Consider the following 16,050-nt stretch of genomic DNA (forward strand, 5'->3'; position numbering starts at 1 on the left):
ACAGTTCAGGCTGGGCCGAACCGGGACGTTACAGTATCGCTTAGCGCCAGAACGGCTTGTTCAGCTCGGCGTAGCGCTGGGCTTCGCTGATGCCGGCGTCGGCGAGCAGGCGGGAGTCCAGGCGGGCCAGCTGGCGACGGCTCTGGATGCGGCGCTGCCACAGTTTCATGGTGCCCAGCAGGCTGCTGCTGCGGCGGTTGGAGCGAGCGATGTCGAAAGTGTTGGAACCGAGGGTACGTTCCATGATGTGTCGATCCTTCCCACTTGTGGTGGGTAGTCAGGTTGCTAGTGATTAACTGAGCAATATGATCTGACTAACAGGTCAACAAGAATAGGAACAGTTGCGGAGAATTGCGTTGGATCACCGGGGTGTGTTTCCGAACTGTATGGGTTGTTTCGGTGCGTAACTGTACCGCTCTGCACCGTCATGGTGCGTTACCGAAAGAAACAACGAAGTGTTACAGCAGGAAAAGCGGAAGGGCCGGGTCGGTGTGTTGCGATGGCGGCAAGAGAAAAGGCCGCCGAAATATGTTTTTACGTGGTTTTTTCTGCCCTGTCCAGACGCCCGGAAGAATTAATCGTCCGGGCGCTGGAAATAGTTGCGGATGAAACGGTTCAGCCTCAGCCGGCCAGCATGTGTCCGCGTTCCTCCAGGTTCAGGTGCCAGGCCAGCGCCTCGCGCAACAGATGCGGCGTGTGGCCGCCTTTCGCGCAAGCCGCCTCGAAGTAGTCCAGCAGCGGTGCCTGGTAGGACGGGTGGACACAGTTCTCGATGATCACCCGGGCCCGTTCGCGAGGCGCCAGGCCGCGCAGGTCGGCGAGGCCCTGCTCGGTGACGAGGATGTCGACGTCGTGCTCGGTGTGGTCGACGTGGCTGACCATCGGCACCACGCTGGAAATGTTGCCGCCCTTGGCGATCGACTTGGTGACGAAGATCGCCAGGTGCGCGTTGCGGGCGAAGTCGCCGGAGCCGCCGATGCCGTTCATCATCTTGGTGCCGCCGACGTGGGTCGAGTTGACGTTGCCGTAGATGTCGAACTCCAGCGCCGTATTGATGCCGATGATGCCCAGGCGACGGACCACCTCGGGGTGGTTGGAGATTTCCTGCGGGCGCAGCACCAGCTTGTCCTTGTAGCGCTCCAGGTTACCGAACACGTCGGCGTTGCGCCGCGGCGACAGGGTGATCGAGCTGCCCGAGGCGAAGCGCAGCTTGCCGGCGTCGATCAGGTCGAAGGTCGAGTCCTGCAGCACTTCGGAGTACATGGTCAGGTTCTCGAACGGCGACTCGATCAGGCCGCACATCACCGCGTTGGCGATGCTGCCGATACCGGCCTGCAGCGGGCCGAGGCTGTTGCTCATGCGCCCGGCGTCGACCTCGCGCTTGAAGAAATCGATCAGGTGGTTGGCGATGGCCTGGGTCTCGCCGTCCGGCGGCAGCACGGTGGATGGCGAGTCCGGCTGGTCGTTGATGACGATGGCGACGATCTTCTCCGGCGGGATCGGGATCGCCGTGCTGCCGATGCGGTCGTCGACGCGGGTCAGCGGGATCGGCGTGCGGGTCGGCCGGTAGGTCGGGATATAGATGTCGTGCAGGCCTTCCAGGTTGGTGCTGTGGGCCAGGTTGATCTCGACGATGACCTGCTTGGCGAAGATCGCGAAGCTCGCCGAGTTGCCCACCGAGGTGGTCGGCACGATGTGGCCCTGCTCGGTGATCGCGGCGGCTTCGATGACGGCGATGTCCGGCAGCTTCAGCTGGTGGTTGCGCAACTGCTCGACGGTTTCCGAGAGGTGCTGGTCGATGAACATCACTTCGCCGGCGTTGATCGCCTTGCGCAGGGTGCTGTCGACCTGGAACGGCATGCGCCGGGCGAGCACGCCGGCCTCGGTGAGCTGCTTGTCGAGGTCGTTGCCGAGGCTGGCGCCGGTCATCAGGCTGATACGCAGCGGACGTTCCTTGGCGCGCATGGCCAGCGCCTGGGGTACGGCTTTGGCCTCGCCGGCGCGGGTGAAACCGCTCATGCCGACGGTCATGCCGTCCTGGATCAGGTCGGCGGCTTCGGCCGCACTCATCACCTTGTCGAGCAGGGAGGGCAGGCGCACGCGATCACGGTACATGGAACGAACCTCAGACGACGAATTATTAGAGGCCGCCAGTCTAGGGTTTCCGCGATTTTTCGCCTTTATACCAAGGTCGAAGCGCCATTCAGCGGGCTTATGGGCGGATTGCCAGGACCACCACGCCCGCTGTCACCAGGGCTACGCCGAGCCATTGGCGCAGGTCCAGGCGTTCGCCGAGGAAGGCCACGCCGAGCAGTGCCACCAGCACCACGCTGAACTTGTCCAGCGGCGCCACCAGCGACGCCGGGCCGAGCTTGAGGGCGCGGAAATAGCAGATCCAGGAGGCACCGGTGGCCAGCCCGGAGAGCACCAGGAACAGCCAGCTGCGCGGCGGGATGCTGCCCGGGGCTTGGAACTTGCCCAGGACCGCGAGGATGCCGCCGAGGGTGACGAGGATCACCAGGGTGCGGATGAAGGTGGCGAAGTCCGAATCGACCCGGTCGAGGCCGATCTTGGCGAAGATCGCGGTCAGCGCGGCGAACAGCGCCGAAAGCAGTGCCCAGAAGGCCCAGGATGCCAGCATGTCGTCCTCCTCCGGGCCTTCTCCACCGGCTGCGCCGCTACAGGGCTTCCAGCTTGGCGTAGCCGAGCATCAGCCACTTGCTGCCTTCGCTCTCGAAATTCACCTGCACCCGGGCCTGGGCGCCGGCGCCTTCGAAGTTGAGGATAGTCCCTTCGCCGAACAGCGCGTGGCGCACCCGCTGGCCGAGGGAGAAGGGCGTCTCCGGCACCCCGGCGCCGCTGAAGAGGTTGCCGCCGGCACTGCGCGAGGTGCCGCCGTAGGGGCGGCTGACGGTATTGGACAGGCGCACTTCCTGGATCAGCGCCGGCGGGATCTCGCGGATGAAGCGCGAAACCTTGTTGTAGGTCTCGCTACCGTAGAGCCGGCGGGTCTCCGCGTAGGTCAGGACCAGTCGCTGCATGGCGCGGGTGACGCCGACGTAGGCCAGGCGGCGTTCCTCTTCCAGGCGGCCGGATTCCTCCAGGCTCATCTTGTGCGGGAACAGCCCTTCCTCCATGCCGACCAGGAACACCAGCGGGAACTCCAGGCCCTTGGCGCTGTGCAGGGTCATCAGCTGGACACTGTCCTCGTGGGCGTCGGCCTGGGTTTCCCCGGCCTCCAGGGAGGCGTGGCTGAGGAAGGCCTGCAGCGGGGTGAGGTCTTCCTCTTCCTCGCTGTTCTCGAAGGCGCGGGCGGCGCTGACCAGTTCCTCGAGGTTCTCCACCCGGGCCTGGCCTTTCTCGCCTTTTTCTTCCTTGTGGTAGCTGATCAGTCCGGACTGCTCGATCACCGTCTGGGTCATCAGGTGCAGCGGCATGTCCATGACCTTCGCCGAAAGATTCTCGATCAGCTCGACGAAGCCGGTCAGGGCGCTGGCGGCGCGGCCGGGCAGGACCTTGTTGGCGATCATCAGGCGGATCGCCTCCCACATCGACACATCGTTGCCGCGGGCGAATTCGCGGACGCTCTCCACGGTCTTCTCGCCGATGCCGCGTGCCGGCACGTTGACCACCCGTTCCAGCGCCGCGTCGTTGCCGCGGCCGTCGAGCAGGCGCAGGTAGGCCATGGCGTTCTTGATCTCGGCACGCTCGAAGAAGCGCTGGCCGCCGTAGATGCGGTAGGGAATCTTCTCCCGCAGCAGGGCTTCCTCCAGCACCCGCGACTGGGCGTTGGAGCGGTAGAGGATGGCGATCTCGCTGCGCGCCAGGCCGCCCTTGAGCGCGCTCTCGATCGACTCGACCACGTAGCGCGCCTCGTCGTGCTCGTTGAACGCGGCGTACAGGCTCAGCGACTCGCCGTCCTCGCCGTCGGTCCACAACTCCTTGCCCAGGCGTCCCTGATTGTTGGCGATCAGGGCGTTGGCGGCCTTGAGGATCGACGCGGTGGAACGGTAGTTCTGCTCCAGGCGGATCACCTCGGCATCGGCGAAGTCGTCGCTGAACTGCTGGATGTTCTCGATCCGTGCGCCACGCCAGCCGTAGATCGACTGGTCGTCGTCGCCGACCACCATCAGGCTGTCGCCGCCCTTGGCGAGAATCCGTAGCCAGGCGTACTGCACGGCGTTGGTGTCCTGGAACTCGTCCACCAGGATATGGCGGAAGCGCCGCTGGTAGTGCTCGAGCACGCCGGGATGGTCGCGCCAGAGGTCCAGGGCGCGCAGCAGCAGCTCGGAGAAGTCGATCACCCCGGCGCGGGCGCAGGCCGCCTCGTAGGCTTCGTAGATCTTCAGCATGGTGGCGAGGAACAGGTCGCCGCCGGGCTGGATGTGTTGCGGCCGCAGGCCCTCGTCCTTCTGCCCGTTGATGAACCACTGGGCCTGGCGCGCCGGCCAGCGCTGCTCGTCGAGGCCGAGTTCGCGGATCACCCGCTTGACCAGGCGTTGCTGGTCGTCGCTGTCGAGGATCTGGAAGTTCTCGCTCAGCCCGGCCTCGCGCCAGTGCGCGCGCAGCAGGCGATGGGCGAGGCCGTGGAAGGTGCCGACCCACATGCCCGCCGGATTGATCCCGAGCAACTGCTCGATGCGGTGGCGCATCTCCGCCGCCGCCTTGTTGGTGAAGGTCACCGACAGGATGCTGTAGGGCGAGGCGTGCTCGACCTGGATCAGCCAGGCGATCCGGTGCACCAGCACGCGGGTCTTGCCCGAGCCGGCGCCGGCGAGGACCAGTTGGCGGCCCAGCGGCGCGGCCACGGCCTGGCGCTGCGGGTCGTTGAGGGAGTTCAGCAGGAGGGAGAGGTCGTCGTTCATCGCGGCATTCTACCGGGGCGGGGAAAAGCCGGGCAAACCGGGCCGCCATTCGGCGCAGGCCGGCGCAGCGTCGGGCCTGGCTGCGGAAAAATGCTCTATCCCGGCCTTGGGCAGCCTGCCCCTGCTCGGTTATGCTCCGGCCACTTCAAGGCAAACCACTACAAGAACAAGCGCCTATGACCGTCCATGTCGAGCCCTTGGCGCTGCCGGGCGGCAGCACCGATGTACTGCGGCTCTACGCCCGCGAAATTGCCATCGAGCGTACCCGGCTCCTTTATCTCGGCTCGCGCACGCCGACCCTGCTCATGCTGCTCGGCGGCGTGACCAGCGCCTGCCTGGTGTGGGGCAAGGTCAGCAGCTGGCTGCTCGGTGGCTGGCTGGTCTGGCTGGTGTTGCTCGCCGTCCTGCGCCTGCTGCAGGTCGCCGCCTTCCAGCAGGCCGACAGCCGTCGCCAGGCCAGCCGCCACTGGCGGCGGACCTTCCTGTGCGGCGCCGGCGCCTCGGGCCTGACCCTGGCGTTCGCGGTGATCATGCTGGTCCCGGCCGATGCCTTCCTCCAGCAGGTGCTGGTGTTCGGCCTGGTGGCGGCGGCGATCCTCTCCGCCAGCGTCGCCTATGCGGTGAGCCTGCCGGCCTTCCTCACCTTCGCCTTGCCGGGCCTGCTGCCATCCATCGTTTTCCTGCTGTTGCAGCCGCATAGCCTGTTGCAGGGCTGGGGCGTGCTCGGCCTGATCCTGCTGGTGGCGCTGCTGGTGGTCGCCGGGCAGATCCACCGGCTGGTGCAGGGCGCGCTGCTGCGACGCTTCCAGACCCAGGCGCTGAACCTGCACCTGGAACGCGTCAACGCCGAGGCCGAAGCGCTCAATCGCAAGCTCGCCCAGGAGGTCGGCCAGCGGCGCCTGGTCGAACGCGAGCTGCGCGCCGCCCGCGATGCCTTGCAGCGCCGGGTGGAGGCGCGCACCGAGGAGCTTGGCGCGACCAGCCAGGCGCTCAGCCAGAGCGAGGCGCGCCTGGCCATGGCCCTGGAGGCCAGCGAACTGGGGTTGTGGGACTGGGACCTGGAGAGCGGCCGGGTCCAGCATTCCTATCTCGAGGCGGTCTTCAGCGACGCCGGGGACGGTCCCGAGGACTATCGCAGGCTGATCGAAAGCATCCACCCCGGCGACCTGCCGCGCATCCGTCGCGCCCTCGCCGAACATCTCAAGGGGCGCAGCGAGCTATACCGGGTGGAGTACCGCGTGCGCGACCGGGAGGGCGGCTGGCGCTGGCTGGAGGATCGTGGCCGGGCCATGGCTCGCGACCCGCGGGGACGGGTGACGCGGATGCTCGGCACGCGCAGCGACATCAGCGCGCGCAAGCGCCTGGAAGAGCAGCAGCAACTGGCCGCGACAGTGTTCGAGGCGGCCAGCGAGAGCATCGTGATCCTCGATCCGGCCTACAACCTGCTGGCGGTCAACCAGGCCTTCAGTCGCATCACCGGCTATCGCCGCGAGGACGTGGTCGGGCGCAACGCCAGCCTGCTGGTGAATACCCCCGAGGCCCAGCGCCACTACCGGCAGATCCGCGCCGAGCTGCGCCAGCACGGGCAGTGGCAGGGCGAACTGGTGGATACGCGGAAGAATGGCGATCCCTATCCCCAATGGCTGCAGCTCAACCTGCTGCGCGACGGCAATGGCGAGGCGACCCACATCGTCGGTTTCTTCACCGATCTCAGTGCCCGCCGCGACGTCGAGGAGCGCCTGCGTCACCTGCTGCACTACGACGAACTGACCGGCCTGGCCAACCGCCGGTTGTTCCGCGAGCGGCTGCACGAGGCGGCCCAGCGGGCGCGCCAGGAGGAGGGCGGGCTGGCCCTGCTGCTGATCGACCTGGACCGCTTCAAGCTGCTCAACGACAGCCTCGGCCACGAGGTCGCCGACCAGTTGCTCAGGGAGATGGCCCAGCGCCTGCGGCGCACCGCGCCGGAAGCCAACACCCTGGCGCGTCTGGCCGGCGACGAGTTCGCCATTCTCCTCGATGGCGGCACCGGCACCGCGGCCCTGTCGCGCCTGGCCGAACGCCTGCTGGTCCAGTTGCGCCAGCCGGTGAGCGTGCTCGGCCACGAGTTGATCCTCGGCGCCTCGCTGGGGATCAGCCTGTTTTCCGAGCAGGCACGGGAAATCTCCGTGCTGATGAGCCAGGCGAACCTGGCGATGCAACATGCCAAGCAACTCGGCGGCAATACCTTCCAGTTCTTCCGCGACAACCTGCAGGACAGCACCCTCGAACGCCTGCGCCTGGAAACCCGGTTGCGCAAGGCGGTCGAGGAGGGCCAGCTGGACGTGCATTACCAGCCCAAGCTGTGCCTGGCCAGCGCCCGCCCGGACTCGGTCGAGGCGCTGGTGCGCTGGCACCATCCGGAGGAGGGCATGATCCCGCCGTCGACCTTCATCGGCCTCGCCGAGGAGTGCGGGTTGATCGGCGAGATCGGTGAATTCGTCCTGCGCCGGGCCTGCCTGCAGGCCGCCGAGTGGAGCCAGCGGGGCCTGAACCTGCGGGTCTCGGTGAACCTCTCGGTCCACCAGTTGCGCCAGGGCGACCTGCTCGACGTAGTGCGCTCGGCGCTTGCCGACAGCGGCCTGCCGGCGGCGCAACTGGAGCTGGAGTTGACCGAAAGCCAGTGGCTGGACGCCCTCGATAGTGTCCTGGCGACCTTCCGCCAGTTGCGCGAGATGGGGGTGAAGCTATCGGTCGACGACTTCGGCACCGGCTATTCCTCGCTCAGCTACCTGAAGCGCCTGCCGCTGGACTACCTGAAGATCGACCAGTCGTTCGTCCGCGACCTGACCCAGAACAGCGAGGATGCGGCGATCATCCGGGCGATCATCGCCATGGCCCACAGCCTCGACCTGAAGGTGGTCGCCGAAGGCGTGGAAACCATCGAACAGCGGGACTTCCTGGTGGCCCAGCGTTGCGACGAGCTGCAGGGCTACCTGATCGGCCGGCCGTTGCCGGCCCATGCCCTGGAGGAAGGTTTGCGCCAGGCTCGTTGAACGCGATCCGGCGGAGTATGCTGTAGCACTTTCGACTCCCACGAATTAAGGACGATTCATGCGCTCGAAGCCGCTTCTTCCCGCCCTCCTGCTGGTGGGCGCCGGTCTCTCCCCGCTGGCCCAGGCCAGCAGCGACGACTCCTGCTATCCCGATTGGTCGCTGGTCGGCGGCGGTGTCTGCGATACCCTGCCGTTCCTCGCCCCGGGCAACGACACCCGCGCCAACCTGCGCCTGCTGCTGGCCGACGCCGGCCACTGGCGGCTGGTGGAGGCGCCGCCGTCGGAGGAAGAGAAGCTCGAAGGCTACGGCCTGGTACCGTTCGGCCTGTTCCGCCTGCTGCCCGGCGACGGCAGCCAGCCGCCCGCGCCGCCGGCGGCGAGCGAGGCCGAGACACCGCCGCCTGCGCCAGCGCCCTCGCCGCTCGCCGAACTGGCCCGGCAGATGGGCGCCGAAGCGCTACCGGAAAAGATCGCCGGCGCCGAATTCTTCGAGGGCGAGGGCAGCCGCTGCCGCAGCAACGACCAGGACAGCGCGCTGGCGTTTCTTCGCCAGGTGCGTGACGCCGGGCTGGGCGAGGCGGAGACCAAGGCCCTGGCCAACAGCCGCCTGGACCTGCTCGGTGCCTGCGGCTGGGAACAAGAGGAACTGGGCGGTGTGCTCGCGCAAGGCGTCGAGTCGGCCGCAGGCAAGGCCTTCGCCACGTACCTGGAGGCTGCGGCCAACTTCTACAGCGGTCGCTTCGACGAAGCCGAACAGGGCTTCAAGGCGTTGCAGGACGTGTCGCAGCCCTGGCTGAAGGAAACCGCCCTGTACCTGCAGGCGCGCACCCTGCTCAACGCCGCCCAGCAGAACGCCTTCGACGACATGGGCTTCCCCGAGCTGCAGAATGTCGACAAGGCTCGCCTGGAACAGACCCGCAGCGCCCTCGAGGCCTACCTGCAGGCGTATCCGAAGGGGCTCTACGCCGCCTCGGCCAAGGGCTTGCAACGGCGCGTGCATTGGCTGGCCGGCGACCAGAAGCTGCTGGCCCAGGACTATGCCGCGCAATTCGCCGAAGCCGAGCAAGGGCAGCGCAACATGGCCCTGGAAGACCTGGTCCAGGAGGTCGACAACAAGCTCCTGACCGGTATCCAGCTCGGCGACATCCAGACTCCGCTGCTGCTGGCGGTGGCCGACCTGGTGCAGATGCGCGCCCACGATCCGTCGACCCCGCGCAGCTTCACCTGGGAAACGCTGCAGGCCCAACAGGCCAGCTTCGCCGCGCATCCCGAACTGTTCGCCTACCTGCAGGCGGCCTATCGCTTCTATGTCGACCAGGATCCGGCGAAGACCCTCGAAGCGCTGCCGCAAAAGGTCGGCAGCCTCGACTACGTCGGCTTCAGCCAGCAGACCCTGCGCGGGCTGGCGCTGGAGCAGCAGAAGGACTGGAAAGCCGCCGAGGCGCTCTGGCTGGAACTGTTGCCGCAGGCCGCGCAGCCGTACCAGAAGGGCCAGTTGCAGCTGGCCCTGGCGCTCAACTACGAGCGCAGCGGCCAGTTGGAAAAGGTCTTCGCCGAAGGTTCGCCGGTCCAGGAGCCGCTGCTGCGCAGCATCCTCCTGCGCAACGTCGCCGACGCCGCGCTGTTGCGCCGCCAGGCCAAGCAGGGCGCGACGGCGGAAGAGCGCGATACCGCGCTGTTCACTCTCCTTTACAAGGACCTGCGCCGCAGCCGCTTCGCCGACTTCGGCAAGGACTTCGCGCTGCTCGGCGAAACCCCCTCGCAGACCAAGCTGGGCACCAGCCTCGGCTATGTCTACGGCGCCGGTAACAGCCTGGAGCTGTTCCGCTGGAAGGGCGACAAGGCCGAGTCCGGCTACGTTTGCCCGGCCATCGCCGAGTCGGCTGCGGCGCTGGCCGCCGATGACAAGGACCCGAAGGGCCTGAACTGCCTGGGCGAATTCATCCTGCGCAACGGTCTCGACGGCATGCCGCTGGACAGCCAGCCCGAGGCCAACGAGCTGGGCGGCACCCCGAGCGGCTTCAAGGGCGAGGTGTACTCCCGGCTGGATGGCTATCGCCTGGTCATGGACAACCCCAAGGCTCCGCGCGAAGACAAGGCCTACGCGCTGTTCCGCGCGATCAACTGCTTCGCCCCGGCCGGCTACAACACCTGCGGCCAGCAGGACATCCCGCAGGCCGAGCGCAAGCAATGGTTCCGTACGCTCAAGTCGACCTACGCCGACAGCTCCTGGGCCAAGGAACTGAAGTACTACTGGTGAGGCGCTGGCGAGCCTGGCTGGCGGGCCTGTTGCTGGGCCTGCCGCTGTTGCCGTCCGTCGAGGCCGCGGTGCGCGCCGAGGACTACGGCGCCTTCTGGCTGTGGAGCGGCGTCGCGCCGCAGCCGGTGCTGGCGCGGGCCGAGACGCTGTACATCCTGCAGGGACAGATCAGCCAGTCGCGCCGGCGCCCCGGCGAGGGCGTGCGGCTGATCGCCCAGGGCATCTCGGTGCCGCGCCTGGCGCGGGGTGAGGTCTGGGTGGTGTACCGCGCCCATACCCTGCGCTGGACGCCGCAGATCTACCAGGCCGTGCTGAACCAGGTGCAGCGCTGGAAGCGTGCCGGCAACCCGGTGGTCGGCATCCAGATCGACTTCGATGCGCGTACCCGCTACCTCGACGAGTACGTCGATTTCCTCCGCGACCTGCGCCGGCGCCTGCCCCGCGAATACCGCTTGAGCATCACCGGGTTGCTCGACTGGGGCAGCAACGCCGAGCCGGCGGCGATCAACCGGCTCAAGGGCGTGGTCGACGAAGTGGTGGTGCAGACCTACCAGGGGCGCCACAGCATTCCCAACCACGCCGCCTACCTCCCGCGGGTCAGCCGCCTGCAACTGCCGTACCGGATCGGCCTGGTCCAGGGCGGCGACTGGCAAGCCCCCGACTACCTGGAAAAGAGCCCCTGGTTCAGGGGCTACGTGGTGTTCCTGCTCAACCCTCAGTGAGCGCAGCCGCAAGCGCCCTTGCCGGCACACCCGCCGCTGCGTTCGGCCTGCGGCTGGCGGGTATCCTGGCCGGGCTGGAGATCGCGCATCAGTAGCGCGTAGCACAGGTCCAGGCCTTCCGGCAGCGCCAGGTAGACCACGTGGCCATTGCCCGGCGCCACCTCGATGGCCTCGCCGGCGGCGTTGCGCAGGTCCTCCACGCGCAGGCTCAGGTTGCCTCGCGGAGTCATCAGTTCGACGCTGTCGCCGCGCTGGAAGCGGTTCTTCACCTCCACCTCGGCCAGTCCGTCGCGGCGTTCGCCGGTGAGTTCGCCGACGAACTGCTGGCGCTCGGACAACGAATGGCCGTGCTGGTAGTTCTGGTACTCGTCGTGCACGTGGCGGCGCAGGAAGCCCTCGGTGTAGCCGCGGTGGGCGAGGGACTCCAGGGTGTCCATCAGGCCGCGGTCGAACGGCTTGCCGGCCGCCGCGTCGTCGATCGCCTGGCGGTAGACCTGGGCGGTGCGCGCCACGTAGTAGTGGGATTTGGTGCGGCCCTCGATCTTCAGCGAGTGCACGCCGATCCGCGCCAGCCGCTCGACGTGCTGCACGGCGCGGAGGTCCTTGGAATTCATGATGTAGGTGCCGTGTTCGTCCTCGAAGGCGGCCATCGGTTCGCCGGGACGGTTGCCTTCCTCGAGGAGGAACACCTGCTCGGTCGGCGCGCCGCGTCCCAGGGTCGGCTCCCGCGCCACCACGTTGCCCAGCTCGTCCTCGCGGCCCTCCACCGCCTTGTATTCCCAGCGGCAGGCATTGGTGCAGGTGCCCTGGTTGGGGTCGCGGCGGTTGATGTAGCCGGACAGCAGGCAGCGCCCGGAATAGGCCATGCACAAGGCGCCGTGGACGAACACTTCCAGCTCCATGTCCGGCACCTGCTGGCGGATTTCCTCGATCTCCTCCAGCGACAGCTCGCGGGAAAGGATCACCCGGGTCAGGCCCTGCTGCCGCCAGAATTGCACCGCGGCCCAGTTCACCGCGTTGGCCTGCACCGACAGGTGGATGGGCATCTGCGGGAAATGCTGGCGAACCAGCATGATCAGGCCGGGATCGGACATGATCAGCGCATCCGGACCCATGGCGACCACCGGCTCCAGGTCGCGCAGGAAGGTTTTCAGCTTGGCGTTGTGCGGGGCGATGTTGACCACCACGTAGAAGCGCTTGCCAAGTGCGTGGGCCTCGGCGATGCCTTCGGCCAGTTGGGCGTGGTCGAAATCGTTGTTGCGCACCCGCAGGCTGTAGCGCGGCTGCCCGGCGTAGACGGCATCGGCGCCGTAGGCGAAGGCATAGCGCATGCTTTTCAGGGTGCCGGCGGGGCACAGCAGTTCGGGGCGGAGGGTGGTGGCTGTCATGGTTCGGGCTCGCAACGACGTGGGCGCGCGACTCTAGCCGAGCGCGCGCCGGGCGATCCTGAGCCGGATCAATGTCCGCGTCATTCCAGCCAGCGTCGACCCTGCAGTTCCAGCAGCAGTTGCGCCTGTTCCGGGCCGTTGCTGCCGGCCGGGTAGGGCCGCGGGCTCTGGTAGTGCTCGCGCCAGCCGGCGAGGATCGGGTCGACCCAGCCCCAGGCGGCCTCTACCTCGTCGCGGCGCATGAACAGCGTCGAGTCGCCCTCGATCACGTCCAGCAGCAGGCGCTCGTAGGCGTCCCAGCGCCGCTTGTTGCGGCTGAGGGCCTCGGCCAGGTTGAGGTCCAGCTCCACCGGTTCCAGTTGCATGCCCTTGCCCGGGGTCTTGGCCATCAGTTGCACGCTGATCCGCTCCTCCGGCTGCAACCTTATCCACAGGCGGTTGGCCGGCCCGCCGCCGCCGTCGATCGGGCTGTGCGGCACCGGCTTGAACTGGATGACGATTTCCGAGCACTTGCGCGCCATGCGCTTGCCGGTGCGCAGGTAGAACGGCACCCCGGCCCAGCGCCAGTTCTCGACCTCGGCCTGGAGCGCGACGAAGGTCTCGGTATCGCTGTCGTTGTCGACGTTCTTCTCGAAGTAGTACGCCGGCACCTCCTGGCCGCCGATCCTGCCGGCGGCGTACTGGCCGCGTACCGTCTTGTCCTGCACGTCGAGCCCGGAGATCGGCTTCAGCGCCTGCAGCACCTTGAGCTTCTCGTTGCGCACAGCCTCGGCGTCGAAACGCACCGGCGCCTCCATCGCCACCAGGCAGAGCAACTGGAGCAGATGGTTCTGCACCATGTCGCGCATCGCCCCGGCGTGGTCGTAGTAGCCGCCACGGTTCTCCACGCCAAGGGTCTCGTTGACGCTGATCTGCACATGGTCGATGTGCGCCGCGCGCCAGACCGGCTCGAACAACGCATTGGCGAAGCGCAGGGCCATCAGGTTCTGCACGGTTTCCTTGCCCAGGTAGTGGTCGATGCGGAACACCCGCGACTCGTCGAACACCCGGCCGATGGACTGGTTGATCGCCCTCGCCGAGTCCAGCGAATGGCCCAGCGGTTTTTCCAGCACGATGCGCGCTTGCGGCCCGGCGAGGCCGGCGATGGAGAGGTTCTGCGCGATCGGCGCGAACAGGCTCGGCGAGGTCGCCAGGTAGTGCACCAGCACCCGGCCCTCGCTGCTCTTCAGGTGCCGCGCGAGACGGCCGAAGTCGGCGCTCTGCGAGGCGTCCATGGCCAGGTAGTCGAGGCGCGCGGCGAAGCCTTTCCATTGTTCGGCGGCGAACTCGCTGCGCGCCACCACCGCGCGGACGTTGCGCTCGGCGAGGGCGAGGAAGGCGGCGTTGTCCAGCGCGCTGCGGGCGAGGGCGAAGATCCGCGTATCGGCCGGCAGGCGGTCCTCCCGGTGCAGGCGATAGAGCGCCGGCAGCAGCTTGTGCAGGGCCAGGTCGCCGGTACCGCCGAAGACCAGGATGTCGCAGGACGTTGGAGTGGCTGGTGTACTCAAGGTAAGCTCCCGACGGCGTTGGCTGGGCGTGGCTGACTGTTTGTAGTATAACTACAAGGTTACTACAGAGAATCGAGCCCAGCCTGTGAACCTGCTGCAGCACATAGCCCAGTCCCGCCAACAGCTCCGCAAGTCGGAACTCAAGGTCGCCGATCACGTTCTCAACGATCCGGCGTCGGTCATGCACAGCTCCATGGCCGAACTGGCCCATGGGGTCGGGGTCAGCGAGCCGACCATCGTGCGCTTCTGCCGCGCCATCGGCTGCAGCGGCTTCCAGGACCTCAAGCTGAAGCTGGCGCAGAGCCTGGCGGCCGGCGCCAGCTTCGGCCAGTTCTCGATCCATGAGAGCGACTCGGTGGCCGACTTCAGCCTGAAGATCTTCGACACCACGCTGCACAGCCTGATGGAAGTCCGCGAGCACCTGGACACCCACGCCCTGGAGCGCGCCATCGCCGCCATCGCCCACGCCCAGCGCGTGGAGTTCTACGGCTTCGGCGCTTCCGGCGCGGTGGCCTCGGATGCCCAGCACAAGTTCTTCCGCCTGCTGCTGTCGGCGGCGGCCTACTCCGACCCGCACATGCAGGCGATGTCGGCGGTGACCCTCAAGCCCAGCGACGTGGCCATCTGCATTTCCCAGTCGGGTCGCTCGAAGGACCTGCTGATCACCGCCAATCTGGTGCGCGAGGCCGGCGCCACGCTGATCACCCTGTGCCCGAGCCAGACCCCGCTGGCCGACCTGGCCACGGTCAACCTGGCGATCGACGTGCACGAGGACACCGACATCTACACCCCGCTGACCTCGCGCATCGCCCACCTGGTGGTGATCGACGTGCTGGCGATGGGCGTGGCCATGGCCCGCGGCCCGGACCTGGTCAACCACCTCAAGAGCGTCAAGCGCAGCCTGCGCAGCCTGCGCCTGTCGCCGAAGGTGATGAAGAACCAGGAAGAGCGCGGCGAGCCGTCCTGAGGCGCCGCCGGGAAGGCATAACGCAGTCTTCACCGGCCTGCCGCCAAACCGTCACATTGCTGCGCGATGCTCGCGACTCCAGCCAGTCGGCCATGGGAGACGCGAGATGCCCCGTCATAGCGATGCCAATGCCCAGCACGTGGATTCGAAAACCCGCCGCAAGCTCGAAGACCAGCGGCGCATGCAATTCCGTCGGGCGATCGAGGACCACTGCGAAGAACTGCGCCTGCGCCAGGAACTGGCCGACTACCCCGAGCTGGTAGCCGCCGCCTACCTCAGCTCGAACCGCCAGGGCCGGCGAAGCGCCCAGCGAGCTGGCTGATCAGCGCCCGCTCCTCGCGGACGAAGGCGACGAACGCCTGGGCCACCGGGCTCAGGCGTTTGCCCTTGGCGTGCACCAGGCACCAGCTGCGATAGAGCGGCAATTCCTCCACCGGTAGTTCGCGCAGCAGGCCGTTGGCCAGTTCCTGGTGCGCCGCATGGCGCGGCAGCAGGGCCAGGCCGAGGCCGGCGATCACCCCTTCGCGCAGGGACTCCAGCGAGGCGATCTCCTGGATCTGCGAGAAGTGCGCGCGGCGTTGCTGGAAGAACTCCTCGCAAGCCTTGCGGGTGCCGGAGCCCGGTTCGCGGACCAGTAGCGGGAAGGGCTCCAGGTCCTTCAGGGCCAGCTTCGCGGCGTTGCACAGCGGATGGTCCGGCGGCGCCACGGCGATGATCGGGTTGTTCAGGAAGGGCAGGAACTCCAGGGCCATGTCCTGCGGTACCAGGGACATGATCACCAGGTCGTCGCGGTTGTCGGCCAGGCGCTTGATCACCTGGGTGCGGTTGACCACCGTCAGGCTCAGGCTGACTTCCGGATGCAGGTTCTGGAACGCCTTGAACAGGTGCGGGGTGATGTACTTGGCGCTGGACTCCACCGCCAGGCGCAACTGGCCCTGCAGCGAGCCCTTCAGGTCCGAGAGCTGCATGTCCAGGCTTTCCAGGCGCTGGAACAGGTCGGTGCTGGTCTTCAGCAGGGCTTCGGCGGCATCGGTCAGGTAGAGCTTCTTGCCGACGTACTCGAACAGCGGCTGGCCGACCAGCTCTTCCAGTTGGCGGATCTGCAGGCTGACCGCCGGCTGGGTCAGGGCCATTTCCTCCGCCGCCCGGCTGTAGGAGCGGCTCTCGCATACGGCACGAAAAACCTGAAGCTGCCGTAATGTCATACGCATCAACGACTTACGCATTCCAGTCACACTCTGACCGAGATCGGTCGGGCGACTATAAAGC

At 67.3% G+C, this 16,050-nt stretch carries 12 protein-coding genes; 5 read left to right on the forward strand and 7 right to left on the reverse strand.

Annotated features, from left to right (window positions below; all coding sequences use genetic code 11):
* Positions 1-40 precede the first annotated feature (40 nt).
* The 4 genes from ACTJJX_RS13860 to uvrD all read right to left on the reverse strand — a co-directional run bounded on the left by ACTJJX_RS13860 (position 41) and on the right by uvrD (position 4,865).
* Positions 41-244, reverse strand: coding sequence for a DUF1127 domain-containing protein (locus tag ACTJJX_RS13860; RefSeq protein WP_003096877.1), 204 nt, complete (start codon positions 242-244; stop codon positions 41-43).
* Positions 245-621: 377 nt separating this feature from the next.
* On the reverse strand, positions 622-2,115 hold the full coding sequence (locus ACTJJX_RS13865; protein ID WP_003096875.1) for an acetyl-CoA hydrolase/transferase family protein: 1,494 nt from the start codon (positions 2,113-2,115) through the stop codon (positions 622-624).
* 97 nt (positions 2,116-2,212) lie between these two features.
* Positions 2,213-2,641, reverse strand: a complete 429-nt coding sequence (locus tag ACTJJX_RS13870) for an EamA family transporter (RefSeq protein ID WP_003096873.1) — start codon at positions 2,639-2,641, stop codon at positions 2,213-2,215.
* A 37-nt stretch (positions 2,642-2,678) separates the two neighbouring features.
* A complete protein-coding gene (gene uvrD, locus ACTJJX_RS13875; protein ID WP_320535509.1) occupies positions 2,679-4,865 on the reverse strand; it encodes a DNA helicase II in 2,187 nt (728 codons plus the stop codon).
* Positions 4,866-5,041: 176 nt separating this feature from the next.
* On the opposite strand from uvrD, the gene ACTJJX_RS13880 reads away from it, so the two are divergent.
* From ACTJJX_RS13880 to ACTJJX_RS13890, 3 genes are read left to right on the forward strand one after another with little or no spacing between them, the layout of a single operon-like run.
* A complete protein-coding gene (locus ACTJJX_RS13880; protein ID WP_003096868.1) occupies positions 5,042-7,897 on the forward strand; it encodes a putative bifunctional diguanylate cyclase/phosphodiesterase in 2,856 nt (951 codons plus the stop codon).
* Between the two features lie 58 nt (positions 7,898-7,955).
* Positions 7,956-10,157: a hypothetical protein gene (locus ACTJJX_RS13885; RefSeq protein WP_003158567.1), complete on the forward strand. Its 2,202-nt coding sequence runs from the start codon at positions 7,956-7,958 to the stop codon at positions 10,155-10,157.
* Positions 10,154-10,879 (forward strand): DUF3142 domain-containing protein, encoded by a 726-nt coding sequence (locus ACTJJX_RS13890; protein ID WP_003096864.1) that lies wholly within the window; start codon positions 10,154-10,156, stop codon positions 10,877-10,879. The genes ACTJJX_RS13885 and ACTJJX_RS13890 overlap by 4 nt, the downstream gene beginning before the upstream one ends.
* On the opposite strand, the gene trhP is transcribed toward ACTJJX_RS13890, so the two are convergent.
* The gene (gene trhP / locus ACTJJX_RS13895) at positions 10,873-12,267 is read right to left on the reverse strand and encodes a prephenate-dependent tRNA uridine(34) hydroxylase TrhP (protein WP_003105560.1); all 1,395 of its coding nucleotides are present in this window, start codon (positions 12,265-12,267) and stop codon (positions 10,873-10,875) included. The two genes, ACTJJX_RS13890 and trhP, sit on opposite strands and share 7 nt — an antisense overlap.
* Positions 12,268-12,347: 80 nt before the next feature.
* Positions 12,348-13,814, reverse strand: a complete 1,467-nt coding sequence (gene zwf, locus ACTJJX_RS13900) for a glucose-6-phosphate dehydrogenase (protein WP_016852276.1) — start codon at positions 13,812-13,814, stop codon at positions 12,348-12,350.
* A gap of 85 nt (positions 13,815-13,899) precedes the next feature.
* Between zwf and hexR the strand changes: the two genes are divergently transcribed.
* Entirely contained in the window at positions 13,900-14,781 is an 882-nt protein-coding gene (hexR, locus tag ACTJJX_RS13905) for a transcriptional regulator HexR (RefSeq protein WP_003096857.1), read from the forward strand.
* Between the two features lie 106 nt (positions 14,782-14,887).
* The gene (locus ACTJJX_RS13910; RefSeq protein WP_003105559.1) at positions 14,888-15,103 is read left to right on the forward strand and encodes a PA3496 family putative envelope integrity protein; all 216 of its coding nucleotides are present in this window, start codon (positions 14,888-14,890) and stop codon (positions 15,101-15,103) included.
* On the opposite strand, the gene pycR is transcribed toward ACTJJX_RS13910, so the two are convergent.
* Positions 15,057-15,992 (reverse strand): LysR family transcriptional regulator PycR, encoded by a 936-nt coding sequence (pycR, locus tag ACTJJX_RS13915; protein ID WP_003121355.1) that lies wholly within the window; start codon positions 15,990-15,992, stop codon positions 15,057-15,059. The two genes, ACTJJX_RS13910 and pycR, sit on opposite strands and share 47 nt — an antisense overlap.
* Positions 15,993-16,050: the final 58 nt, after the last annotated feature.

This window comes from Pseudomonas sp. 22490, from assembly GCF_052044465.1.
GTDB classification, from domain to species: Bacteria; Pseudomonadota; Gammaproteobacteria; order Pseudomonadales; family Pseudomonadaceae; genus Pseudomonas; species Pseudomonas aeruginosa.

Bases quoted from the DNA above. Each gene is read 5' to 3' on its own strand.
- ACTJJX_RS13860 (WP_003096877.1), bottom strand. From the start codon at position 244: ATGGAACGTACCCTCGGTTCCAACACTTTCGACATCGCTCGCTCCAAC.
- ACTJJX_RS13865 (WP_003096875.1), bottom strand. From the start codon at position 2,115: ATGTACCGTGATCGCGTGCGCCTGCCCTCCCTGCTCGACAAGGTGATG.
- ACTJJX_RS13870 (WP_003096873.1), bottom strand. From the start codon at position 2,641: ATGCTGGCATCCTGGGCCTTCTGGGCACTGCTTTCGGCGCTGTTCGCC.
- uvrD (WP_320535509.1), bottom strand. From the start codon at position 4,865: ATGAACGACGACCTCTCCCTCCTGCTGAACTCCCTCAACGACCCGCAG.
- ACTJJX_RS13880 (WP_003096868.1), top strand. From the start codon at position 5,042: ATGACCGTCCATGTCGAGCCCTTGGCGCTGCCGGGCGGCAGCACCGAT.
- ACTJJX_RS13885 (WP_003158567.1), top strand. From the start codon at position 7,956: ATGCGCTCGAAGCCGCTTCTTCCCGCCCTCCTGCTGGTGGGCGCCGGT.
- trhP (WP_003105560.1), bottom strand. From the start codon at position 12,267: ATGACAGCCACCACCCTCCGCCCCGAACTGCTGTGCCCCGCCGGCACC.
- ACTJJX_RS13910 (WP_003105559.1), top strand. From the start codon at position 14,888: ATGCCCCGTCATAGCGATGCCAATGCCCAGCACGTGGATTCGAAAACC.
- pycR (WP_003121355.1), bottom strand. From the start codon at position 15,992: ATGCGTATGACATTACGGCAGCTTCAGGTTTTTCGTGCCGTATGCGAG.